Source organism: Paenibacillus psychroresistens (assembly GCF_009728935.1).
Classification (GTDB): Bacteria; Bacillota; Bacilli; order Paenibacillales; family NBRC-103111; genus Paenibacillus_AC; species Paenibacillus_AC psychroresistens.
Map to the genome: position 1 here is coordinate 3,866,990 of NZ_CP034235.1, position 22,545 is coordinate 3,889,534.

Annotated in this window: 20 protein-coding genes and 2 pseudogenes; 17 read left to right on the forward strand and 5 right to left on the reverse strand. The window is 40.0% G+C overall.

Annotated features, from left to right (window positions below):
- Nucleotides 1-3: 3 nt before the first annotated feature.
- On the reverse strand, nucleotides 4-1,125 hold the full coding sequence (locus tag EHS13_RS17520) for a glycosyltransferase family 2 protein (protein ID WP_162463148.1): 1,122 nt from the start codon (nucleotides 1,123-1,125) through the stop codon (nucleotides 4-6).
- Between the two features lie 165 nt (nucleotides 1,126-1,290).
- On the opposite strand from EHS13_RS17520, the gene EHS13_RS17525 reads away from it, so the two are divergent.
- The 4 genes from EHS13_RS17525 to EHS13_RS17540 all read left to right on the forward strand — a co-directional run bounded on the left by EHS13_RS17525 (nucleotide 1,291) and on the right by EHS13_RS17540 (nucleotide 4,678).
- Nucleotides 1,291-1,989 (forward strand): response regulator transcription factor, encoded by a 699-nt coding sequence (locus tag EHS13_RS17525; protein ID WP_155701613.1) that lies wholly within the window; start codon nucleotides 1,291-1,293, stop codon nucleotides 1,987-1,989.
- 145 nt (nucleotides 1,990-2,134) lie between these two features.
- A complete protein-coding gene (locus EHS13_RS17530) occupies nucleotides 2,135-2,914 on the forward strand; it encodes a sensor histidine kinase (protein WP_227013970.1) in 780 nt (259 codons plus the stop codon).
- A gap of 80 nt (nucleotides 2,915-2,994) precedes the next feature.
- Nucleotides 2,995-3,915, forward strand: a complete 921-nt coding sequence (locus tag EHS13_RS17535; RefSeq protein ID WP_155701615.1) for an ABC transporter ATP-binding protein — start codon at nucleotides 2,995-2,997, stop codon at nucleotides 3,913-3,915.
- Nucleotides 3,908-4,678, forward strand: a complete 771-nt coding sequence (locus tag EHS13_RS17540) for an ABC transporter permease (protein ID WP_155701616.1) — start codon at nucleotides 3,908-3,910, stop codon at nucleotides 4,676-4,678. Before EHS13_RS17535 ends, EHS13_RS17540 begins: the two co-directional genes overlap by 8 nt.
- Before the next feature lie 94 nt (nucleotides 4,679-4,772).
- Here the strand turns inward: EHS13_RS17540 and EHS13_RS17545 are convergent, their stop codons facing one another.
- Nucleotides 4,773-5,678 (reverse strand): SAM-dependent methyltransferase, encoded by a 906-nt coding sequence (locus tag EHS13_RS17545; protein WP_155701617.1) that lies wholly within the window; start codon nucleotides 5,676-5,678, stop codon nucleotides 4,773-4,775.
- Nucleotides 5,679-5,944: 266 nt separating this feature from the next.
- Here EHS13_RS17545 and EHS13_RS17550 point away from each other — a divergent pair, with 266 nt between their 5' ends.
- The 3 genes from EHS13_RS17550 to EHS13_RS17560 all read left to right on the forward strand — a co-directional run bounded on the left by EHS13_RS17550 (nucleotide 5,945) and on the right by EHS13_RS17560 (nucleotide 9,741).
- On the forward strand, nucleotides 5,945-7,693 hold the full coding sequence (locus EHS13_RS17550) for a hypothetical protein (protein WP_155701618.1): 1,749 nt from the start codon (nucleotides 5,945-5,947) through the stop codon (nucleotides 7,691-7,693).
- Between the two features lie 24 nt (nucleotides 7,694-7,717).
- Nucleotides 7,718-8,608: a hypothetical protein gene (locus tag EHS13_RS17555; protein ID WP_155701619.1), complete on the forward strand. Its 891-nt coding sequence runs from the start codon at nucleotides 7,718-7,720 to the stop codon at nucleotides 8,606-8,608.
- Nucleotides 8,609-8,772: 164 nt separating this feature from the next.
- Nucleotides 8,773-9,741, forward strand: a complete 969-nt coding sequence (locus tag EHS13_RS17560; RefSeq protein ID WP_155701620.1) for an AraC family transcriptional regulator — start codon at nucleotides 8,773-8,775, stop codon at nucleotides 9,739-9,741.
- A 103-nt stretch (nucleotides 9,742-9,844) separates the two neighbouring features.
- Here the strand turns inward: EHS13_RS17560 and EHS13_RS17565 are convergent, their stop codons facing one another.
- Complete coding sequence (locus EHS13_RS17565) at nucleotides 9,845-10,852, reverse strand: SDR family NAD(P)-dependent oxidoreductase (RefSeq protein WP_155701621.1); 1,008 nt, start codon at nucleotides 10,850-10,852, stop codon at nucleotides 9,845-9,847.
- Between the two features lie 420 nt (nucleotides 10,853-11,272).
- Between EHS13_RS17565 and EHS13_RS36800 the strand changes: the two genes are divergently transcribed.
- Nucleotides 11,273-11,500, forward strand: a complete 228-nt coding sequence (locus tag EHS13_RS36800; RefSeq protein ID WP_227013971.1) for a nitronate monooxygenase — start codon at nucleotides 11,273-11,275, stop codon at nucleotides 11,498-11,500.
- A 248-nt stretch (nucleotides 11,501-11,748) separates the two neighbouring features.
- Here EHS13_RS36800 and EHS13_RS17580 read toward each other — a convergent pair whose 3' ends face one another.
- Nucleotides 11,749-12,294, reverse strand: coding sequence for a TetR/AcrR family transcriptional regulator (locus EHS13_RS17580; protein ID WP_155701622.1), 546 nt, complete (start codon nucleotides 12,292-12,294; stop codon nucleotides 11,749-11,751).
- Between the two features lie 214 nt (nucleotides 12,295-12,508).
- Here EHS13_RS17580 and EHS13_RS17585 point away from each other — a divergent pair.
- The 4 genes and pseudogenes from EHS13_RS17585 to EHS13_RS36805 form a co-directional block, all read left to right on the forward strand.
- A pseudogene (locus tag EHS13_RS17585) lies at nucleotides 12,509-13,398 on the forward strand (NmrA/HSCARG family protein).
- Nucleotides 13,399-13,702: 304 nt separating this feature from the next.
- Nucleotides 13,703-14,797: an NADH:flavin oxidoreductase gene (locus tag EHS13_RS17590; RefSeq protein ID WP_227013972.1), complete on the forward strand. Its 1,095-nt coding sequence runs from the start codon at nucleotides 13,703-13,705 to the stop codon at nucleotides 14,795-14,797.
- A 203-nt stretch (nucleotides 14,798-15,000) separates the two neighbouring features.
- Nucleotides 15,001-15,975, forward strand: a complete 975-nt coding sequence (locus EHS13_RS17595) for a zinc-dependent alcohol dehydrogenase family protein (protein WP_227013973.1) — start codon at nucleotides 15,001-15,003, stop codon at nucleotides 15,973-15,975.
- Between the two features lie 174 nt (nucleotides 15,976-16,149).
- A pseudogene (locus EHS13_RS36805) lies at nucleotides 16,150-16,474 on the forward strand (tyrosine recombinase XerS); the annotation flags it as partial.
- Here EHS13_RS36805 and EHS13_RS37375 read toward each other — a convergent pair.
- Nucleotides 16,470-17,267: a CPBP family intramembrane glutamic endopeptidase gene (locus EHS13_RS37375; RefSeq protein WP_155701624.1), complete on the reverse strand. Its 798-nt coding sequence runs from the start codon at nucleotides 17,265-17,267 to the stop codon at nucleotides 16,470-16,472. The pseudogene EHS13_RS36805 and the gene EHS13_RS37375 overlap by 5 nt on opposite strands.
- Before the next feature lie 233 nt (nucleotides 17,268-17,500).
- Here EHS13_RS37375 and EHS13_RS17610 point away from each other — a divergent pair, with 233 nt between their 5' ends.
- The 5 genes from EHS13_RS17610 (at nucleotide 17,501) to EHS13_RS17630 (ending at nucleotide 22,278) form a co-directional block, all read left to right on the forward strand.
- Entirely contained in the window at nucleotides 17,501-18,670 is a 1,170-nt protein-coding gene (locus tag EHS13_RS17610; protein ID WP_155701625.1) for a sensor histidine kinase, read from the forward strand.
- 46 nt (nucleotides 18,671-18,716) lie between these two features.
- On the forward strand, nucleotides 18,717-19,433 hold the full coding sequence (locus tag EHS13_RS17615; protein WP_227013974.1) for a response regulator transcription factor: 717 nt from the start codon (nucleotides 18,717-18,719) through the stop codon (nucleotides 19,431-19,433).
- Nucleotides 19,434-19,471: 38 nt separating this feature from the next.
- Nucleotides 19,472-20,041, forward strand: a complete 570-nt coding sequence (locus EHS13_RS17620) for an SF0329 family protein (protein ID WP_155701626.1) — start codon at nucleotides 19,472-19,474, stop codon at nucleotides 20,039-20,041.
- Between the two features lie 28 nt (nucleotides 20,042-20,069).
- The gene (locus tag EHS13_RS17625) at nucleotides 20,070-21,221 is read left to right on the forward strand and encodes a serine hydrolase domain-containing protein (RefSeq protein WP_162463150.1); all 1,152 of its coding nucleotides are present in this window, start codon (nucleotides 20,070-20,072) and stop codon (nucleotides 21,219-21,221) included.
- Between the two features lie 196 nt (nucleotides 21,222-21,417).
- The gene (locus EHS13_RS17630) at nucleotides 21,418-22,278 is read left to right on the forward strand and encodes an AraC family transcriptional regulator (protein ID WP_162463151.1); all 861 of its coding nucleotides are present in this window, start codon (nucleotides 21,418-21,420) and stop codon (nucleotides 22,276-22,278) included.
- Nucleotides 22,279-22,545: the final 267 nt, after the last annotated feature.

Below are 22,545 nucleotides of genomic sequence, written 5' to 3' on the forward strand. Positions count from 1 at the left end.
AGTTCATCTAAATTTCAACCAAGTAATATCACCCATGTTGAAATTAGAAAGCCCTCCTAATCCCTTTAGATTATCAATTGGCTCTGAATAGGCAGGAGATATGTTTAATGATTCTAAAAAACAATGGACTGCATCTTGTACTTCTCTTAATAATGCATAACATTCCCCTTTATAATTTTCAACGATATGATCGTGAGCGTTACATAACTGAAAAGCTTTAAGTGCTTTCGCGTAATCTTCTTCAATTATAAAGGTAATACCTTCGATAAAATGCTTGGAGTCTGCCTCGGATGCCTTATCTTCAGCTGCTTTTCTCCAGTTTTCAACATGCAGATACATCCCCCTACGTTTTAGAAACAAGGAAATTATACTTAGGGCACGCGCTTGATTGTTACCATAATCCCCGTTGTTCCAGTTTATTTCGGGGATCAGTTCTTGTAGTGAATATACTTCTAGGAGCTTTTGAACATGTGCAAATACCATATCGTATCGAATTTCTCTAGCCGAATTATTTCCATGCCGACGATATAAATACAATGGTTCCGGTACGTGAATAGAATCCCAATCTTGTGTAATTTTCGAGAGTACATCGTTGTCTTCACCAATTTTGAGTGCAGGATCGTAACGTACATCTCGAAACACTTCTCGACGGACCATCACAGTTCCCCCGCAAATTGGAGTCCCTATTTTAAAGAAATAACGTAACGCACGTTTCCTATCTATATTACGGTTACTGTAATATCCTACAGGTTTATCATCTGAATCGATTAGTAATACATCAGAATGAACGAGTCCAACTGAATCGGAGAAAAAATGACGTTTTAAAATATCAAAGCGAGAGGGAACAGAGATATCATCCGCATCTTGAAAGACAATATAATTCCCCTTCGCCATATCGATGGCTAGATTTCTAGTTACAGCTACACCCTGATTGATTTGCTTCACATACTTGATTCTCGAGTCTGAGTAAGATAGAATAATTTCTTCACTACGATCGGTTGATCCATCATTTATAAGAAGCAGTTCGAAATCTGTCTCGGATTGATTCAATATGCTTTCGATACAAGAATGTAAATATTCAGCAGCGTTAAAAACAGGCACAATTACACTGATCAGTTTCCTCACCCCCCAATAATTCAAGCGTATAGATTATCCGAATGAATGCAAACCCTAGTAATGAATCTTTTAATTTCGAATTATATTATGCGTCCGTATAAATTTTGGTTGTACTAATCTTGATTTAAAAGGATTTATGAGGCAATGTTATCTTAGGGGAGGTGATTATTTCATATGAAAAAGATTCTTGTAGTTGAGGATGATATAGAAATAAATCAGCTGATAACGAAATACTTGGATAAAGAGGGATTTGATACACATTCTGTTTATAATGGAATGGATGCACTTTCATCAATTGCCTCGCATGATTATCAACTCATCATTTTAGATTTGATGCTGCCCAAAATGGATGGGCAGGAGGTTTTGCGCAAAATTCGCGAAAAACTAACTGTTCCAGTGATTATTTTATCTGCCAAAGACAGAGAAATGGATAAAATATTAGGCTTAGAGCTTGGAGCAGATGATTATATAACTAAGCCCTTTACCATAGGTGAACTAATCGCCAGAGTCAAAGCACAGCTTCGTCGATATATGGATTTTAATTCGGTTAACACTAATGATGATGCCAAAGTCTTAAAGCATGGTAATCTAGAACTCAATACAGCCATTTTTGAAGTAGCTGTGGATGGGCAAAAAAAGTCTTTAACGGCAAAAGAGTTTGCTATATTAAAACTGCTTTTATCCAATCCTACCCGCGTTTTTACTAAATCACAGCTATTTGAAGCTGTTTGGCAAGAAGAAAGCATTTCCGATGACAATACGGTCATGGTTCATATCAATAGGCTGCGGGCCAAAATAGAAAAAGATCCCTCTAATCCGATAATTGTTCAAACAGTCTGGGGTTTTGGTTATAAACTGGGTGAGGTGCATTGATATGTGGATTCCAATTCTTTTGATTGTTCTCATAATCCTATGCCTATTTTTCTTGTTACAAAGCTTACGACTACATAATGAAATAAAAAAGATTACTTGGACTACAAAGGAAATTCAAAGTGGAAACTTTAATTTGCGTTACCGAATGCACACATCATGGAAATCTATGGAGGGCTTGGCAGGGGAGTTAAATCGATTGATGAACTATATCCAAGGCACCTTCGAGCGCACCCAATTTTTGGAGCAAGAACACAAGCGGATGATTGCCAATATCTCACATGATTTACGCACACCGTTAACTTCCTTACTCGGATATATGGAAGCATTGCAAAACGACAAATCTCTAAAAACGGATGAAAGAGAGAAGTTTCTACGGATCGCTGCTGACAAAGGTAATACCTTGCTTTTCTTATTGCAAGATTTTTTTGAACTGGCTAAGCTGGAAGTTGACAATATTGAGATTGAACTTCAACAGGTCGACTTGACCAAAGTGGTCCAGGAAGCTCTTCTTGGTCTATATCCGGAATTTACAAAAGCTGAGATTACTCCTCTGGTCGATATCTCTGACGCTCCTTATTATGTTAGAGGTGATTCGGTTTATTTGCGGCGAATTTTAGATAATCTTTTGTCTAACGCTTTACGATACGGACATGATGGTAAGGAAATCGGAATTGCTTTCCATGAGGAATCAGGGCTGGTTAGGGTAGAGGTATGGGATCGAGGCAAAGGTATTTCGGTTGAGGATTTGCCACATGTTTTCGAGCGCCTATATACTGGTGAAGCCTCAAGAAACGCATCGCTTCGTGGCACTGGCTTGGGATTGACCATTGTTAAGAATCTGGTTGAAAAGCAAGGCGGTCAGATTACAGTAAGTAGTTCGCCAGGCGAGAGAACAGTATTTTCCTTTTACATAACGAAAGCTTAAAAACTTAAGTACTTTGTAAGAACTATGAAAACGGCACGTTAGAACTTCCCTATATACTAGGTATTAAAGGAGGGATTTGCGTGGACTATGTGTTGCGAACAAATCAATTAACCAAACGCTACAAAACAGAATTAGCCGTCAATAATATCAACATGAATGTCCAAAGAGGTGAAATCTATGGCTTTCTTGGGCAAAATGGCGCAGGTAAAACAACTGTATTGCGGATGATTATGGGACTGATTCAGCCATCAGCAGGGGAGATTGAACTTTTTGGGGCCAGCTTGAGTGGCGGAAGAAGCCAGGCACTGGAACGAATCGGCTCGATTATTGAGTATCCAGGTTTTTATCTAAACCTAAGCGCGACTGACAATTTGGAGGTTCATCGCCGTTATATGGGGATGAGTAATAAAGAGAGCATTAACGAGGTTTTGTCGACTGTCGGACTACTTGATGCTAAACATCAGAAGGTAAAGCATTATTCATTAGGAATGAAGCAAAGATTGGGCATTGCTAGAGCACTGCTGCACCACCCGGAATTTCTGATACTAGATGAACCTACAAATGGTTTAGACCCTGGAGGCATCAAAGCCATTCGCCAGCTTTTTATGAATCTTGCAAAGCAGCGTGGCATTACCTTCTTAATTTCAAGTCATTTGTTAAACGAAATTGAGCAATTGGCTACTAAAATCGGGATCATTCATAAGGGAAATCTTTTAGAAGAAATAGATAGTGAGAGCCTGCAGAAAAAGACGCGTCATTATCTTGAAATCAAAGTTGATGATGATCAACGGGCTGCTTTTATTATCGAGCAAGAGCTTGGGATTACTGACTATCTTATAGACAAACCAGGTGTTTTGCGCCTTTATGAGTGCTTGGATCTGCCGGAAAAGGTTAATTTTGCGTTATCCAGTAATGGTATAGGTGTGAAAGAAATAGTGTTGCGCGGCGATAGTCTAGAGGATTATTTTCTCAGAATGACTGGAGGTGGTCAGCATGCTTAGTATTTTCAAATCTGAAATCATGAAGCTGAAAAGCACAAAAATGAGCTGGTTGGTGCTAATGGGAGCAATGCCTGCTAACTTAATCTCCTTGTTTGCTTTATTGCCTAGAATAACTCCAGATGGTGCTCGCGCAGCTTTTGATTTACAGGATATGTTCTATCGCCAAGGGATGGTACTAACCATATTGGGACCCTTCATGTTCGCCTTGATGACAGGATATATTATATCGCGCGAATATCAGGAACGTACGATTAATCAGCTATTTTCATATCCAGTCTCGCGGGTAAGGATTCTTGCAGCTAAACTATCCGTAGTCGTTTTACTAATAGTATTGACCACAGCTTTTTCTTGTATAGCTGTGACTGTAATTGGTGTCATCAAGTCTTTCACTCAAGATATCGGATTTGATAGGGTCTGGACAGGAATCAGAATGAATATTATGCTTTGTGTGCTTTCATTTGGTACGATTCCAGTAGCAGCAGCCTTAAGTATGATTAGCAAAAGCGTTATTCCTACCACTGTCTTAGGCGTATTCATCACCATCGTCAACATTATTAGCGAAATGGGGCATGGTATGCGAGGTATCCTGTTTCCGTGGCTTACTCCTTATTGGCCTGTTCGCGATCTAGCTCAAGGACTAGCCGAAATGGGCCCAAATCCTTATGTGATACCTGCATTAATCATTCTTGTCATTACTTTTCTTGTCTCGTTAACCTTCTGCATCATTTATTACTCCAAAGCAGAAGTCCACAGCGGGTCTTAAGGGAAAGAAAGCTCCTTTAAATCATATATTGAAAACGTCCATAACTATAAACGTTATGGACGTTTTATTCTTGATAAGGAAGTTAATTTCCAAGTTAGATTTTTTTCAATATTATTTTATAGTATCCGACATCACGATTATAATGGGCTGCCATCATGGCTACGTGAAATTCTCTTGATGCTTTCAGCTTATCAGAATCGAGTTCATTCGTTTTCTTGCTATTCAACATAACTTCACTATAGGCAAGGCTTAATTTCCAAAACGGCATCTGCAAAGTGGTCGTGTTCTCTATGATTTCCAATTTATATCCAATTTCCAAGACCACACTAATAAAATCCTTTAAATTTTGAATGTCACTCTGCCAATAATTGTTAAAATATTCGTAAAATTCGGAATGAGGGTTTAAAGCAAAGATATCGTGGATAATTAAATGTCCGTTGCTCTTCAAAGAATCAAATAATATCTTAAATAATTTATCTATACTCCCCATTTGACAGAAGGCGTCGATTCCAATAATGATATCATGGGTATCAGTTACTTCATAATCGAATACATTTTGATACAATACATTCACACGATCACCCATCGATAAAGAAGCCACATTCTCTTCAATTTCTTTCACTTGATCCCGCGAAAGCGTAAGTGCTGTCACTTGGCTTCCGTTGACGCCTTGCGCCACCGAGATTGAGGTTGCGCCATGTCCAGCACCACAATCCAATACATCAATTGTCGTTTTGGATTCGCAACGTTTATGTATCTCTTGAATCACATCGCTTACGACTAATTCCTGACCGCTATGCATGTAATTCCTTATTTTTTCGAGCTTCAATCCTACATAACTGTCTAATGAATAGAGGACCGGAAAAAGTTGCTTGTCAAAATATCCTGGGTGAATGTGCGCATAATCGCCAATTTTATACTTTCTGTTGTACTCATCCTTTTTTTTTGAATAATACCTGTTAATTTTCTCCTCAGTTGACATCTCGATTGCAGATTCCATTGTTGCCACTTCCCTCTAAATTATTAAAAGTTTGTAATCTATCAACTCTAGATACCATATTATCTCAATCTGATATAATTATAACAAAAATTTTCAATTTTCAATACATATAATAAAAATGGCAGTTTAATAACGGGAATAGGTAATTACCAATATTTACTACCCAATAAATAAGTGATGAGATATAATTTAATGAATAGGAATAGCTATATTTTGACCAAAAATCTATATATTAAATATTATTAATTGGGAGCAAGGGGTAATATATGGCATTTCAACCAAATGCGTTAGATAGTATAACTTTGAATAAAAATCGTTATCTATTAGGTGAGCATCCGGCATGGGCGGAGAGGCTTTATTGCCAGGAAGGTCGCCAAGGCTTCGTATATCAGCTTATTCCAGAGGGGGCAAACACAGGATTTCTAGCTATGAAAGTGTTTAAATCAAATTTTAGAATTCCTTCTCTCGTATACCGATCAGAACTGATGCATGCTTATTCTGCTATTAAAGGTTTAGTGGTAAGTAACAGAACGGTGATCATACCGCAGAATGAATTTGAGCTGCTAGCCAAGCATAATGATCTTATGTATGCCGTTGTTATGCCGTGGGTATATGGTCCTAAATGGTATGATGTTTTAATGGACAAACAGCCGATGACTCGCTCTTTATCGCGTAAGACAGCTTGTAGTTTGGCACAGATTCTTGCTTCCATGGAGCAGATGGGGTTAGCACATTGCGATTTGTCTGCGGCTAATCTGATTCTTCCAGGTCATTTGGAAACCTATGACTCAGAGAGCAATGAGATGTTCTTCGTAGAGCTGGTTGATATCGAGCAAATGTATGGGATTGGGCTTGAAAAGCCAGAATTATTAGAAGGAGGATCACCGGGATACTCCGATCAGCTATCTAACAAAGAACCGATATGGAACAAGTATTCAGACCGTTTCTCAGGAGCAATTCTGATTTGTGAAATGCTGGCTTGGTCGATCGAAGAAATTCGCTTAGCATCATGGGGAGGAAGTTATTTTGCACCAGAGGAAATAAAGCAGGACTCGGATAGATTCCGTTTAATGCATGCCAAGCTTGAACAGCATTGGGGTTCAGCAATCGCCACACTGTTCATAAGAACCTGGGACAGTGGTGAGCTAATTCAATGTCCAACATTTGGTGAATGGTATGTTGCAGTGATGTCTTCGACTGAAATGATTGAGGCTGTTAATAAGAATGTATTATTGCCAAGTTGGTCATTTCAGAATGAACTTGCTCAAGCAAGAGAACTGGAGAAGTTCGGGAATATACCTGCCGCTTTGCTAATTTACAATTCAATTAAAGATCAACTGCCAGAAACTGACAGCCTATATAGGGAAATCGAAATCCATCTAAATGATTATTCTAAAAGATCAGAAATAGAAAGAGTTAGCGAGGATTTTGAAAAAAAAGTAACTAATGAACAGTTAGGAAACAAAGCAAATCTTAAAAAAAGAATGATATACATTCTTGGTGGTTTTGCTGTCCTTATCCTATGCAGTGCAATGATATTTAACCAATCTGGCAAGCCTGAAAAAAACACTGAGGCACTTATTATACAAGCAACAACAGTTCAAGAAACAATTGAACCATCCATTACCAAAGAACCAACTGTTGTACCTACACAGATAGTAACTCCAGAGCCAACTCCCACATTAACTGTAACTGCAACTCCGAAATCCACTATCAAGCCAACTCCAGTTGCAACAGCAATTGTGAATCACGAAAAACCACTAAAGATATTAGTAAAACCTACCTCAATTCCTATAGCAAAACCTACCTCAAGCCCAGTAGCAAAACCCACACAAGCTGAAATTAATGCAATGGTTAATAAGTTTGGAGATTTGTTATTTCAATATAAAATACCAAACAATATTATTTTAGCAAAACAAATATTAAATAAACTTTCCAAAACATCTATATCTCGTGATAAAATATCGAAAATGCAAAAAGAATTAAAAGAGACAGAAAAATTGATTGGAAAATAACTGGAATGAATGGTGGTAAAGATAATGAAAAGATATCTAATCGGTTTCATAGTCGGCGCTTGCTGCTTTACATCACTGCAGGTATTTGCAGCAGATAAGTTTTCTTTTACGACTATCAAGATGATGTCAATTAATAACAAAAGCGTGGATATTACTGCACAAGCAAAACGACCCTTGGTTCTAGAAGGCGGAAGTGTATATTTTTCTGAATTTACATTGAATGAACTGGGCTATAATGTGACTCGCGCTAAAGATAATTCTAGTATTTCAATAACGACAAGGGACCTGATCTCCAACTTTTACATCGATGGTAAACCATTAAGTTTTGATCCGTTTATTAGACCTAGAATAATACAAGGGAATACCTACTTCCCAAGTTCATTTTTGGAGAATTTAGGGTATAGGAAGCCAGTTGCTAAAGATAGGGTAGTAACTAAAGAGAACATTAGCTTCTACCTAAGAAGTGAGGGGACAAACTATTATCCTGATTTAAATCATTCTATAAATGTTCCATCGCCGCAAAATCATATTAAAGTAACAGATATCAATGAAAATGTAGTAAAAGAACCTCAAGCTACTATTATGGACAGCTCAGGTAAAGCTACAGGTAACTATGTTCATGTACTACAATCGAAAGCAAATATCCATTATGCCTTTAATTTGTTTAACAATTACAGAAGATTCAGTACAACATTTGCTTATCCTAAAGCCGCAATTATTGATGTAAATGACAAGGTAACTATACAGATTAAATTAGATAGTAAAATCTTTAAAATAATTGAGCTTACTACCGTTCAATCTAGCATAAGCATAGAAATTAATGTAAGAGATAAGAACAAAATTGAGTTTGTATATGAAAATCAGTCCGCTAATGAGGTAGACGTAGAAATGAAGGACCCTGTATTTGTTAAGTAACTCCACTTCATATTTCAAAATTAAAAGTTGTCTATATTAATTCCCGCATAAAACATGCCTAAAGCTGCAAAATGCTGTAATTTACATGGTTCGGCTGTATTGCCTTCTACTCGGATAAAGGTATAATTTAATATAGAACAAACATAAAGGCTGGTGAAATATTGATGTTGGAAACAGAGCTTAAAAGCCGAGCTTTATTTGGAGAAAGCATCTCCATTCATCAAAAGATATTGAGTCGAATTATTGCGATGACTGAGAAAATTTCCACCGCAGAAGGAACAACTCCAACCCTAGTCCCGTTTCTTTCCATTATTAGAGACAGTCATCCCACTCCACTGAATCCTATTGTTTTGAGCCCTTCATTTTGTCTCATTCTTCAAGGGACTAAGCAGCTGCATCTTGGACCAAACATTATTCAATTTCAAGCAGGCGATTACTTGGCCTCGATGATAGATATACCTGCATCTGCACAAACCATTGCTGTTACTAAAAAGTCACCTTATATTGGACTACACATTGACTTTACGACAAAAGAAATAGCTTCAGTTGTAATGGAGGCTAAAATCAATATTAAACCAAAGGTTAAAAAGCTGAATACCGAAGACCTAATCGGCAAATCCGATAGCAGCCTGTTTGATTTATTTATCAGGTTATTAAACCTTATCGATAAGCCTCATGAAGTTCTCTTTCTTTCTGCACTCATCAAGCGTGAAATGATTTTTAATTTATTGTCTGGAGATTATGGACACTTATTCTTCCAACAGGTGCTATTTGACCAAAAAGCTGACGGAGTTGGTAAAGCAATCGCATGGATCAAAGAAAACTATTCTCGTTCATTTACTGCTCTAGAGCTCGCAAAATTAAACAATATGAGTCTCTCGGGATTACAGCATAAGTTTAAAGCGATAACGATGATGGGCCCTTTGCAATATCAGAAGCAGCTCCGCCTTCAGGAAGCAAGACGCCTTATGCTCAGCGGTTCTATGGATGCAACAACTGCTGCTTTTGAGGTGGGTTATGAGAGTGCATCCCAATTTAGCCGAGAATATCGAAGACTTTTTGGACTGCCTCCTCATAAAGATATAAAAGCTGTGCAAAGAGGCTCACTTGCAAGCGAATTAGAGAATGGTTAGTTGCTTATAGTAAGAATTCAGGATGGAAAAAAATAAAACAGCCTGATCCTCTTTCGAGGTAACAGACTGCCGAATCATTAATATTCAATCTTTTCGCTAACACTTAATTCTCGAATTTAACTCCAGTCATTTCTTCGCTGAGCAACCACAACCGCTCCGCTATGCTTGGGTCTGAAGCCCAAGAAACTATACCTGAACTATCCAGAGCATCTGAAGGATTGACAGGAATATCAATGGTTATATCCACATCTTCACAATAAACGCCGCCTTTGCCGTCTAGCTGTGTATTCGCTGCACACCAGACGCTTGTCGCTGCACCTTGCTCAACGGTTTTGAAAACGCCATTTTTATCAAGGGTAACACGGCGATCCTGCTCGTCTAGGGCACCTAAGTAACGCAGCTCGTCGTCGGTTAGGTGGCGCCAAAGCTCAGTAACAATCATGCCTGGATGGACAGAGAAAGCGCGAACGCCATGGGGCTGGCCGATTCTATCTAATGTAACGGCGAACAGCGCATTAGCAGATTTGGATTGCCCATAAGCGATTTGTCTGTTATATTCACGTTTCTCGAAGTTAACATCATCAAAATCTACACCACTAATGCGGTGCGCCCGCGATGAAACCGAGACGACCCGTGCATTTCCCGAAGCTTTCAATGCTGGCCAAAGCCGCGCCGTCAGCTGAAAATGCCCTAAATGATTGGTGGCAAAATGTGACTCAAAACCACGCGCATCTCGCAAATGCGGAACCGCCATAATACCTGCGCTATTGAGAAGTATATCCAATTTACGTTCCGAATTCAGGAAACGCTGAGCGAAATCATCGATTGAAGCTGGATTCATTAGATCCATCAGCTCTAACTCTACTCTAGGAATACCCGCCAGTGCAGCGGCTGCTTTCTCAGGTGTGCGGACCGGTACTATTACAGTCGCTCCTGCTTCAGCCAAAATGCGTGTAGTCTCAAGGCCAATTCCGGAATATCCTCCAGTCACAATGGCTATTTTACCACTAAGATCTCGCTTACCTAGCGCCTCCTGCGCTGTCGTCTCTTTTCCAAAACCAGATGCAAGGGGCTTCTGGGGTGATTTATTATATTCGTTAAATGTATTCATTTTTGAAATACCTCCAATTTTGTGTTTGGTTTAATTATTATTTTATCGGCATAAACGGATGCAGCTTTATTGGCTTAATATGAGATTGCCTCCTCCAAATGTTCTTAAGAATATTATTGCATCCCTAGTAGAAACTAAATAGGCAGTTCCCGCCTTAAACTTGCCTAAAACCGCAAAATAATCTTGTTACGAAAAAAATCTAAGTGCAATAACTAATGATTCCGACAGAAAAATATTTTAAAAGTTGATTTTATATTACAAAGGAGATGAAAAGTACTAAGATACTATTCATATGCAGTAGAAATAAATGGCGAAGTCTGACGGCCAAAAAAATATTTCATAGGTACAATGAATATGATGCACGCTTCTGATTAATTACCCGTCACTCCGAACCTTTTTACAAAACAATTTTCAGTTGTATTGGAAGAGAAGGTACCTGTCATCAGCACAGATTTTGGTGTTCTTCCTGAAGATCTCACTCGGCAGGCTAAATCTGCTGGCATGCGGATTATTACAATGGTAACAACTGTCAATGAGGCGTTATTAGCTGAACAGGCTAGATGTGATGCAATTGTTGCGCAGGGTAGAGAAGGGGGGGACACCGGGGTACATTTGAAATTTCTAATCGGGAAATGGGAGCCAATATAGGTACGTTTGCTCTGGTCCCTCAACAAGCTACTTTCATTTTATCTTTTCCAATAAAGCGCTCACTTAATGAATTGAGGCCACTGAAAAAGTTTCAGAGAAAAATAAAAGGCACAGCTCCTCAACTTTGAGAGGACTGTGTTTTTTCTGTAACTTGAGTTTAGTTTAAATGTGATAAGCTAAACCCTATAACAAAACAATGGCTTAGTTTTTAAATCTTAGTGACATTAACGACTCTGAATTTCCTTCTCCTATAGATTCCGCTCTAACAAAATTCCCACTTGTTCTGCTATTACTTGAGGCGATTCAGGTATTCCATTCGTAACATACGATTCCACAATTCCAACGATAGCAATTCCAAAAAAATTTAGAAACACATCTTTATTTAATCCTTTATTTATACCTTGGGTTATATCTACGTTATTTTTTAATTGTTCAATAAGAAACTCAAGCAGACGGTTACGGAAGGTAGGGGATCCACTACTTGCTAACATGGTCGAAAAGAAAGAAAAATTACGTTCAAAATATTCGAACATAATCAAATTTGCTGCTACGAAATTTAAATCTGATGATGATTCGCAGATTTTCCTTAGTTCGTTTAAATGTTCTTCAATAAGTTTATCCAGCAGATCGAACTTATCCAAATAATGATGATAAATTGTTCTTCGACCGACATTTGCTCTGTCGGATATATCTTGAATAGTAATTTCATTAAAGTTCTTTTCAGACATCAGTTCAATAAAAGCTGTTTTAATTGCTTCTTGTGACTTGAGAACTCTTCTATCCATCACTCTCATTATAGTCAACACCAACTTTCTTAAGATTAATTGCACAGAAAAAAGCAGCTTGTGCAATTAGGCACAGATCTAGTAGTTTTGATTATTGAGCATATCATATTTTCATTTTATATTATACACAGATGTGCGATATTGCATCAACATGCATAATGAAATCAAATCCGGATCTGATTCACCCCTACAAACAAAAAAAGGATTGGAGGATATAACAATAATGTCAACTACTAAAACCATTCTTGTCACGGGAGCAACCGGCCAGCAAGGCGGTGCAACTGCCCGGCATCTGCTCGCCCAAGGACTTGACGTGCGTGCCTTCGTTCGTAATCCGAACGCTCCCGCAGCGCAACATTTGGCTAATGCCGGAGCCAAATTGATGATCGGAAATATGGATGACCGCGCATCGCTTGACGAGGCAATGAGAGATGTTAAGGGTGTATACAGCATCCAGCCGTCTTATCTTCCACCCGACTTTGCAGAGAACGAACTCCAACGCGGTATCAATGTTGCCAACGCTGCGCTGGCAGCAGGGTTCAACATATGGTATTCGCGTCAGTGGGCAGCGTCGATCGGAACACTGGAATTCCGCATTGGGAATTCAAGTGGCAGGTCGAGCAGTACATTCGGAAACTCGGCCTCCCGGCCACATTCTTGCGGCCAACCATGTTCATGGAGAACTTCGCGGATGTCACATGGGGACCGATAGGAGAATGTTCGATACTAGCTCAAATTCCGCCTGACGAAGCTGTACAGCTCATTGCACTGGAAGATATCGGAGCTATGGCAGCGCTCGTATTCCAACATCCGGAGCGATTTATTGGTCATGCGATTGAGTTGGCTGGCGATGAGCTGACCCTCGGGCAGATTTTATTTGCGATCAACCAATGGACCGATGTTAAGCTGGAAAGCCATGCGAAGCCAAGCAACAGGGCGGTTGACGGCAATAACGGTATCGTACGCTATAGTAACTGGCATGCCGATATTCCCGCTTTGCAAGCGATGTATCCGTCGCTAATGAATTTTAACACCTGGCTTTCCCGAGGTGGGGCATCGAAAATTAAGAATTTGCTCGCATCTGCGATGCCCGCTGGTGGTGAAGGTCAATGAGTCAAGATAGCCACGACATGCGTGTATACAGATTGACGGCTCCTAACCTGGATGAACTTCAGTAAGGACTCAGCACATGGCTAGCTTTTGAGAAGAAAAAACAATTAGGGAGCGGACAGACCGCTTAGCGAAACGATGACTGGCTCTATCAAAAAGTCATGGTTTTTACGACGTCTATTTCCAGAGTGTCCAAATAATTATAGCTTGATCATTACTTGATTTCATGTTCAAGTAATGAGCTTATCTTTCGTCAATTACTGGATTGAGTATTCAAATAAATATGACTTATCGGAGGTTAAATTTAATGAACAAACCCAATTTATTTCATCCCCTATCACTGTGGAGCTTGAACTTACGCAATCGTATTGTCATGGCTCCGATGACAAGAAACTTTTCCCCCAATGGAGTTCCAGGCCCAGACGTTGCCGCTTATTATCGCCGTCGCGCGGAAGGTGGGGTTGGACTGATTATTACCGAAGGGACGGTCATCAATCACCCCGCGTCCGCGGCAGACCATGATGTACCGCATTTCTACGGAGAAGACGCGTTGAACGGCTGGTCGCAGGTCGTAAAAGAGGTGCACGCAGCAGGCGGCAAAATCATGCCTCAACTTTGGCATACGGGCATGGCCCGCAAGATGAGCGAATTTCCAGATTCTGATATCAATCCGGTCGGACCTTCCGGGCTGAATCTCCAAGGTGAACAAGTATCGAATCCTTTGAACGAGTCGGAAATTGCCTCCATCGTCGATGCTTACGCGCAAGCAGCTGCCAACGCGAAGCGCCTCGGGTTCGATGGGATAGAGCTCCATGGCGCTCACGGTTATCTGATTGATCAGTTCTTCTGGGAGAAAACGAACCGCCGCACGGACCGATATGGTGGCGACTTGACGGCACGCACCCGATTCGCTGAAGCGGTTATCCAAGCCTGCCGGGAAGCGGTCGGACCAGACTTTCCGATCGTGCTTCGTATTTCGCAATGGAAGGCAGACAACTACGATGCGAAACTTGCCGATACTCCGGATCAGCTCGCGCAATGGCTGATGCCACTGGCGAATGCAGGTGTGGATATTTTTCACTGCTCGACTCGCCGGTTCTGGGTACCGGAATTCGAAGGATCCGAATTGAATTTGGCGGGATGGGTCAAGAAAGTGACGGGCAAACCGACCATTTCCGTTGGTTCGGTCGGTCTTGAAGCGGACGTTCTTGGCTCCGCGAATGACGGTAACCCCTATGCACGACTCGATGCCTTGAACGAGCAAATCAAGCGGGAGGAATTCGATCTGATTGCAGTCGGACGCTCATTGTTAGCCGATGCTGCTTGGGCAAATAAGGTTCGTGAGGGACGATTGGATGACATTACACCTGTATCGGCGGATGTTTTTGCAAAGCTGACATAACTGGTTTACGGGACTGAGTAAGTAATATTACAAGAAGACAACGGAACAATTAGGAATAGGGTTTTTCCGAAATTAGGAACGGACTACTCTCAAAAAAATCGGAGGATAAGAAGAGAACAATGACAACTACAAAACCAATGAGCCAAGAGAAACGCGACATGCGTGCATACCGATTGGTGGCTCCTACCCTGGATGGACTTCAAATGAACACTGAAAAAATACCCGAAATTGCTCCTAACGAAGTTCTCGTCAAGCTCCACGCGGCTTCGCTCAATTACAAAGACACGTTCTACATTGCGGGTGACAAGGGGATTCAATTGCCCCGTCCAACAGTACCGCTGTCGGATGGAGCAGGGGAGGTCGTGGCCGTAGGTTCTAGCGTGGATCGCTTCGTACCTAGCGACCACGTTGCGGGCGTACTCGTTCAGGATTGGCTCTACGGTCCCATTCCTGTGCATGCGCTTAATTCCAGCACGTCCCTTGGCCATGGACTCGACGGGAATTTGACTGAATATCGCGTGTTTAACCAAGAGGGTTTGGTCCAATTGCCGAAAAACTTGTCTTACGAGGAAGGCGCAACGCTTCCTTGTGCTGCCGTTACGGCTTGGAATGCAGTTCGCGACATTCGCTCCTCGCAGACAGTTTTGATTCTCGGCACCGGAGGGGTTGCCCTCTTTGCACTCCAGTTTGCAAAAGCGCTCGGAGCGAAAACGATTATCACCTCCTCCAGCGACGCAAAGCTTGCTCGGGCTATTGAAGTCGGGGTCGACCATGTAATCAACTACCGAAGCAACCCGGATTGGCATAAAACGGTCCGTGACTTGACTGAAGGTATGGGGGTCGACCATGTTGTGGAAACAGTAGGTTCGAATACGTTGGAACAATCTATTCTCGCTGCTCGGATCGAAGGCATGGTCCACTTGGTCGGAATCGTTCCACCAGCGGGGAAAATAGATCCGATGCCCGTCATTTTCGGAGCGATCACCGTCCGAGGCGTGCGCGTTGGTTCGCGCCAATTGTTTGAAGAAATGAATGCCTTCATCGAACGAAAGAATATTCATCCCATTATCAGCCAGCGCTTTGCGTTTGAGGACGCAAAGTCAGCCTTTATTCAGCAGCTGAACGGACCTGACTTTGGCAAAATAGTCGTTAATATCCATGGCGTGAGCGGTGTTTAAGTAATTCATTTCTATGGCAGTCATGGTTAGTCACAGGCGAAATTATTCAAGCCTATCGCGATGAGATATTCTTTTACGACTTGGATAGGACACAAAAGTTAAAAGATTCGACGGCAGCTGGCCAAGGAACGAAGAGCTGCCGTCAATTTTATGCACAGATAATAATTTGTTGGAAAGAGAAACATTATGGCGAAGGTCGAAATCAATAGAACGAATAAACCGAAGGATACAGCGGCTAAATTAGCTGGAAAACTACTAGAGGAGAACGAATTAAACCAATTCATCGAGTATATTCGCAGCGGATGCGAACTAGACGTAGCTAATAATAAGCAAGCCTTATACTCCTATCATATCAACAACTAATCTCAGTGTAGATGATATCGATCTTAGAAAGCGACTTGCCTCTGTTTATTGCAAAGGTACAAACGATGGTACATTCAAAACACCAGTCTATTTCAGACAAGAAGCATCGGATGATTTAAGTCAATATATGGCTATACCTGAGCATACGGTTTTCGGTTTTTAATAATCCATATAGCCGCGAACCCAACTATAATTACTGTAGTAATCCCCGTTTCTCCAGCGATTAACTCAATTGACGACTGTTTGCCATCTAGCAAAGTTTGTAGATTATTGTATCCAATATTTAATGACGCGTGTAATAGACAGGCAGGCCATATGCTTCCTGTAATCATCCGCAGCTCGTTATAAATAAAGCTTGCGGATACAATAATCAAAGTAAATAGCAGAAGAACTACGAGTCTATTTCCACCCGGATGATACGTATCTGTCAAAAGCAGGATTGGATAATGCCAAGCCGCCCAAACCAAGCCGATAATAATACTTGTTTTAACCCGTCCCAGTTTATAGAGCCTAGGAAAAAGATAACCACGCCAGCCGAACTCTTCACCCAGCGATAATATCGTTACAGCAGCTATCATTAGAAACATGTTGATAATAAATCCCATCCACGTAGCATCAGCAGGTTCAATAAGTTTAGCGGTACCTAGACCTAATACTATTACATATCCAATGGCAAGTATAACTAAGGGAGCTAATAAGGCAAATAGCCAGGTTCGCAAACCTAATTTATGAATTCCAAGCGTCTTCCATCCAGCCTTTGTATAACCCTCTCTAGTAATCACCAACATCATGATTAAGGCAACAAACATAGGTGAAATCTGGTTGGGTAATTCAGCAGCAGGCATGTAAATACCAAAGAAAAGCGAAATTAATAAAACTAAAACACAAAATAGCAGCCCTTTTTTAACATCAGTCAATTTTTTAAACATCTTATTACTCCTCGTATAAATCAATTTTTTTTCGTTGCGATATCGTTCAGATACCTCTGTGGTGGCTTTCTTCCTTTTTTAGTGTAAATGTAAAAGCACTTAACTATAAGTGCCTCACGTCACTTGAAAGTCATAATAAAGTCATAGCTGAAGATGACTGTAGTCACTATTACAGACCGATTAAATCAAGTACAATAAAAAGTAACATTATCTAGTGAAGCAGGAAGGATATTATGATCGAAAAAAGAAAATGGCATTGGATGGAGTGGCTTTTTTTCGGGATTTTTACATTTTGGATGATTTTAAATATAGTGGAATTGCTCATCGAAGAAACCTTCGGTTCCTCTATCTTTATAGGTGCTATTATCGGAACATTGATTTGTTATTTCACACCGTTGATCTTTTGGCGTCCCGGTTATATCAATAAACCTGCCTTTCCTATTGCTGTCCTGCTGACAAGCGGTGTAATTCAAGTTAGCGCCAATTATTCGTTCCATGAAATTACTCCATTTATTACAATTCCATTGATCATTGTTGGGTTTTTGGCAATCCGCAGAACAATGTGGTGGTCTATCCTGATCTTTATTATTGGGTTACCTCTCATCGATTTGTTCATACTTAAGATAGATCAATCTTTTGGTGATTTTATTAGTCATATCTTAAATCTCGCATTAGCTTATGGAATTGGTCTCAGTGTGAGCAAGGTGCTTGAATCCAATTTGAAAGCCAAGCAACTTTATGAAGAGAATCTTAGGCAATATCGCCACATAAACGATACGTTGGAGCAATACGCAAATCAAGTAGAGAAGCTAACACTTTTAGAGGAACGTAGCCGCGTGGCACGAGAGATGCATGACACTGTGGGACATACGTTCACTTCCGTGATTATTGGCATGGATGTAGTATCTTATTTAATCCCCATATCCCCTGAACAAGCGAGCGAAAAACTTGATGTGCTTCGTGATGTTACCCGGAATGGCCTGGAGCAAATCCGCCGAAGCATTCACCAAATTTCGCTTGAAGAAGGAACATTATTGCAGCAGCTCTCTCTTTTAGCTAATGAGTTTGCAATCCACACCCGGACTCAAGTTCATATTGAACTAATTGGTAACGAAAAAGAATTACCTAAGCCTGTACAATTGACATTAATTCGCTGTTTACAGGAATCGTTGACCAATGCTAAACGGCATGGACAAGCAACGGATATTCTAATTTCGGTTTGCTTCTACAAACATTACATAGAACTTCGAATTAAAGACAATGGGGTCGGAAGCCAAAATCTTGAAGCGGGGTTTGGATTAACCGGAATGAAGGAACGTCTTGACGCACTTCAGGGGACATTGGAAATCCACTCTGTCTTTGGAGGAGGAACGATAGTCACCTGCATCATACCTATACGATAAAACTCATATAATTTGAGCTACTATTATTTTTTACAGGAAGGAATGGATGATGAAAAAAATTAAGTTGTTGCTAGTGGACGATCAACAATTGATACGAGAAAGCCTCCATATCCTGCTTGATATGGATACGGAAATTGAAGTGATCGGAGTAGCAGAAAATGGACAGATTGCTATTGAGCTATGTGAGAAGCTATCTCCCACTATCGTACTAATGGATATTCATATGCCGCAAATGGATGGTGTTGAAGCGACCAGACAAATCAAATTGCGTTGGCCTAATATCCACGTCATCATTTTGACTACGTTTCAAGAAATTCAGTATGTTGTAGAAGCGCTAAGTGCAGGTGCCGAAGGCTATTTGTTGAAAGCGATCCATCCTAAAGACCTTGCTGCAGGCATCCATTGGGTAAGTCAAGGAGGGACCCTAATCCCTCAGGACATTGCCAAGCTGCTCGTTTCTCAGCTCAAAATGGCAGGTATCGCTTCTGGATCTCATGGTTCTTTTGTGGCTTCAGGGACAGAAGTACAAATCTCTGAATCGAGAACAAATAAACTTTCTAAGGGAGAAGCGTATGATCTCAGTGTTCGGGAGCTACAAGTGCTACATTATGTCTCTGAGGGACTTAACAATCGTGAAATAGCCGAGAAGCTCTTTCTCTCAGAAGGTACCATTAAAAATTATATTTCAATCATTTATTCCAAGCTCAATGTGCATGATCGCATCAAAGCTTCCAAAAAAGCGTTAGATGAAGGCATGATATGATCGCTTAATATTTATGATATAGAACATAGGAGGATTTCATGGCCTGGAGCAAAATGAAGCAACAGCTGGAGAGTTTTCTCTGTCCTGCGTTACATGGAAGGGTAGAATACCGTTCAACCAGCTACCGTTATTTACCTGATAAAGCAGGGCAGTGTTATATTGCGGTAGATAAAAAGAACGTACTCAATATGATTGATATAACTGCCTTAATCAGATGGTATCAGACTGAGCTGGAAATAAAGAATGATCCAGATATCCAAATTCCAATCAACGATGAAGAAATTGAAGCGGTCAGAAAAGATACCAAGGGGATAGTTCCGGACGATCGACTAAAATTAATTGCCAGAAATAGAAAAATATCAGAATATGCAAAGGAGCTTTTGTCAGCACAGTCAGCATTAAGTAAATCAAATTTTATCGTTGTAGTTAATAAGTTTTTATCTATTTCTATAGAGGAAAGCATAGAGAGCAATGATATCTTACTGAATATCTTGGCTTTGGTGGACAGACGAGTTGGAAAAAAGCGGATTTTAAACATGAGCGAAAAGATGAAGTTGAAGCATCCAATTGTGCAATATTTTTATGGGCTACGGCTTAGTGGGTTGTGAAATTAAGAAATCAAGGAGGGAGAATGGCATGTTTAGTTTACCATTACGGTTGCTTCTATGTTGTCTATTTCTGATTCTAATTTGTCTTGTAGTAGCTCCCTTGGCATCAGATCGTTTGCCAATTAACACTCCTGAAATAGTTATGCCAGTTCTTGAACCTGAAATAGTCGATCCGATCCATACAGTTGTGACTACTGCTATTCCAGCAGCATCAACGATTACTCAACAGAAGGATTCCATAATTGATCAGTATTTAAAAAACGAAAATTTTAACGGCACTGTGCTTATTGGAAGTCAAGGTAATATTATTCTAAAAAAAGCATACGGTATGGCCAATTATAATAAAGAGATAGTTAATCAAATCGATACTAAATTTCTCGTTGGTTCTATCACTAAATCATTTACTGCTATGTTGGTTATGCAGTTAGAAGAAAAAGGAAGTTTAAATCTGGACGATCCTATCTCGAAATTCTTACCGGAATATCCAAACGGAAATAAAATAACCATTCATCATCTTCTCACACACACTTCGGGACTGCCCTATTATTATTCTTATAATTATGATACACCAATCTTAAAAGTAATAAATAGAATCGGTGAGATACCACTTCTATTCGAGCCGGGCAATCGATTTAGTTATAGCAGCCCCGGCTACTTAATTCTCGCCTATATTATTGAAAAAATTACCGGTAAGCCGTATGAAGATGTGTTGGATGAGAATATTTTTCAGGTGGCGGGTATGGATAACTCCGGTTATTTCCATCGTAAAACCCCGGACATTAAAATAGCAATTGGAAAAAACAATTATGGAACAACAATGGATTTGGGAGGAAGTATACAGCTAACCCATGGTTCGGGCTCTCTTTATTCAACAATCGAAGATATGTATTTGTGGGATAGGGCGTTATATACGGATATTCTTGTATCAAGCGAAACCTTAAAGAAAATCTTTAAACCCTATGTATCAGTCAATAGCTATGATTTTTATGGTTATGGATGGTTAATATCTGATAATGGTAAATTAGTTTCGCATTCCGGACATATTTCGGGTGGAGGAATCGGAATAATCTCCAGATTTATAGAAGAAGACACTGTCATCATTTTATTAAGCAATATTGAAGCAGAGGATCCAGAAATGGTTGATAGAATAAGTCGAAAGATCAAGCTTTTATTATCATAGCCTATTTATTACGATAGATTAATTTTGCAATTCCAAGTGCAATTCGACAAGATATTTCGCGCTTTAAATGCTATTTTAACCTTATTAAATAAGCATTTATTCATCTAACGTTTTCACTTTATTTGTGATATGGTTAATATAACAGAATGATCCAAATAAGGCATACATGACCTTTACGAGAAGGAGTGTTGTTGAAATGAAGATGTACCAATCCGTTGACTTTATCCTACAAGATGAGAAGATCGCGTTGTACAAACTTTTGAATCATTCGAATGAGCCTGAACACAGTCATAACTTTATTGAGCTAGTCTATATTTGGAGAGGTGCTGGTTGTCAACAGGTAAATGGGAAGTCTTATGATGTCCAAAGAGGAGACTTTCTGTTCATGAACGTAGGGGATCGACATTCGTTCGTTGTCCAGAGAGACATGCAGTATATGAATATTTTATTCGATCCCGATTTTCTAAATGAACAATTGACCTCGACCGCTTCGACACATCAATTCCTGCCCTTGAAGCTATTCCAGGAATTCCAAGATTCCTTAGCAAGCCCAGTTCCTAATGTGAAATTTAGGGGCAAATCTATGATTGAGTTAGAACACCTTCTGGATATCATGTATATGGAGTACTGCAGTAAGAAGATCGGCTATTTATCTATGCTGCACGGCTATGCAACGCTGTTACTCACGCGTATGTTCCGAATGATGGAGGAGAATTTACAAAGCTCTGATCTACGAACAGCTTATGATATGCTGCCACAATTATTATCTTATATCGAGCAGCATTATGCAGGTCATATTACCCTTCAGGATCTGGCGAAAGAAAGCTTTTACTCTCCTAATTATTTAAGCAAAATGTTTAAAGAATGTTTAGGTTTCACATTCACAGAATATGTGCATGAAGTCAGGCTTCGAGAAGCCAAACGGTTGCTTATGGAAACGGAGGATTCGGTAGAATCCATAGGACGCAGTGTGGGATACGTTGATAAGTCACAGTTCTTTCGAATGTTTAAGCAATCTTTAGGAATGACACCTCAACAGCATAGACGGCAATATTAACAAATTAAAATGTAAACGCTTACTAATTACAACTTGAATTCCAAGAGTATTCAAAGTCCCGATGTGGGACTTTTTTTGTCTTTGTTTGACTTTTATTGAATTTTGAATTGGAAATAAGGTAAACAATCGGATCCACGTTAAAACGGTGATAAAGAAGATTATGAAATAAAGGAGTTTTCTTGTCATTTCAGCTATAAGGGTGGCGTTTAATGCCTAGAAATTTACGCGCGAACCGAGCATATCTTGTCGGATCTTAACACCGAGTGG

Coding starts and splice junctions, on each gene's coding strand:
- EHS13_RS17590 (WP_227013972.1), top strand. CDS start 13,703: ATGAACAAACCCAATTTATTTCATCCCCTATCACTGTGGAGCTTGAAC.
- EHS13_RS17545 (WP_155701617.1), bottom strand. CDS start 5,678: ATGGAATCTGCAATCGAGATGTCAACTGAGGAGAAAATTAACAGGTAT.
- EHS13_RS17615 (WP_227013974.1), top strand. CDS start 18,717: ATGATGAAAAAAATTAAGTTGTTGCTAGTGGACGATCAACAATTGATA.
- EHS13_RS17620 (WP_155701626.1), top strand. CDS start 19,472: ATGGCCTGGAGCAAAATGAAGCAACAGCTGGAGAGTTTTCTCTGTCCT.
- EHS13_RS17580 (WP_155701622.1), bottom strand. CDS start 12,294: ATGAGAGTGATGGATAGAAGAGTTCTCAAGTCACAAGAAGCAATTAAA.
- EHS13_RS17560 (WP_155701620.1), top strand. CDS start 8,773: ATGTTGGAAACAGAGCTTAAAAGCCGAGCTTTATTTGGAGAAAGCATC.
- EHS13_RS17555 (WP_155701619.1), top strand. CDS start 7,718: ATGAAAAGATATCTAATCGGTTTCATAGTCGGCGCTTGCTGCTTTACA.
- EHS13_RS17525 (WP_155701613.1), top strand. CDS start 1,291: ATGAAAAAGATTCTTGTAGTTGAGGATGATATAGAAATAAATCAGCTG.
- EHS13_RS17630 (WP_162463151.1), top strand. CDS start 21,418: ATGAAGATGTACCAATCCGTTGACTTTATCCTACAAGATGAGAAGATC.
- EHS13_RS17565 (WP_155701621.1), bottom strand. CDS start 10,852: ATGAATACATTTAACGAATATAATAAATCACCCCAGAAGCCCCTTGCA.
- EHS13_RS17610 (WP_155701625.1), top strand. CDS start 17,501: ATGATCGAAAAAAGAAAATGGCATTGGATGGAGTGGCTTTTTTTCGGG.
- EHS13_RS17595 (WP_227013973.1), top strand. CDS start 15,001: ATGAACACTGAAAAAATACCCGAAATTGCTCCTAACGAAGTTCTCGTC.
- EHS13_RS17530 (WP_227013970.1), top strand. CDS start 2,135: ATGCACACATCATGGAAATCTATGGAGGGCTTGGCAGGGGAGTTAAAT.
- EHS13_RS17550 (WP_155701618.1), top strand. CDS start 5,945: ATGGCATTTCAACCAAATGCGTTAGATAGTATAACTTTGAATAAAAAT.
- EHS13_RS17540 (WP_155701616.1), top strand. CDS start 3,908: ATGCTTAGTATTTTCAAATCTGAAATCATGAAGCTGAAAAGCACAAAA.
- EHS13_RS17625 (WP_162463150.1), top strand. CDS start 20,070: ATGTTTAGTTTACCATTACGGTTGCTTCTATGTTGTCTATTTCTGATT.
- EHS13_RS37375 (WP_155701624.1), bottom strand. CDS start 17,267: ATGTTTAAAAAATTGACTGATGTTAAAAAAGGGCTGCTATTTTGTGTT.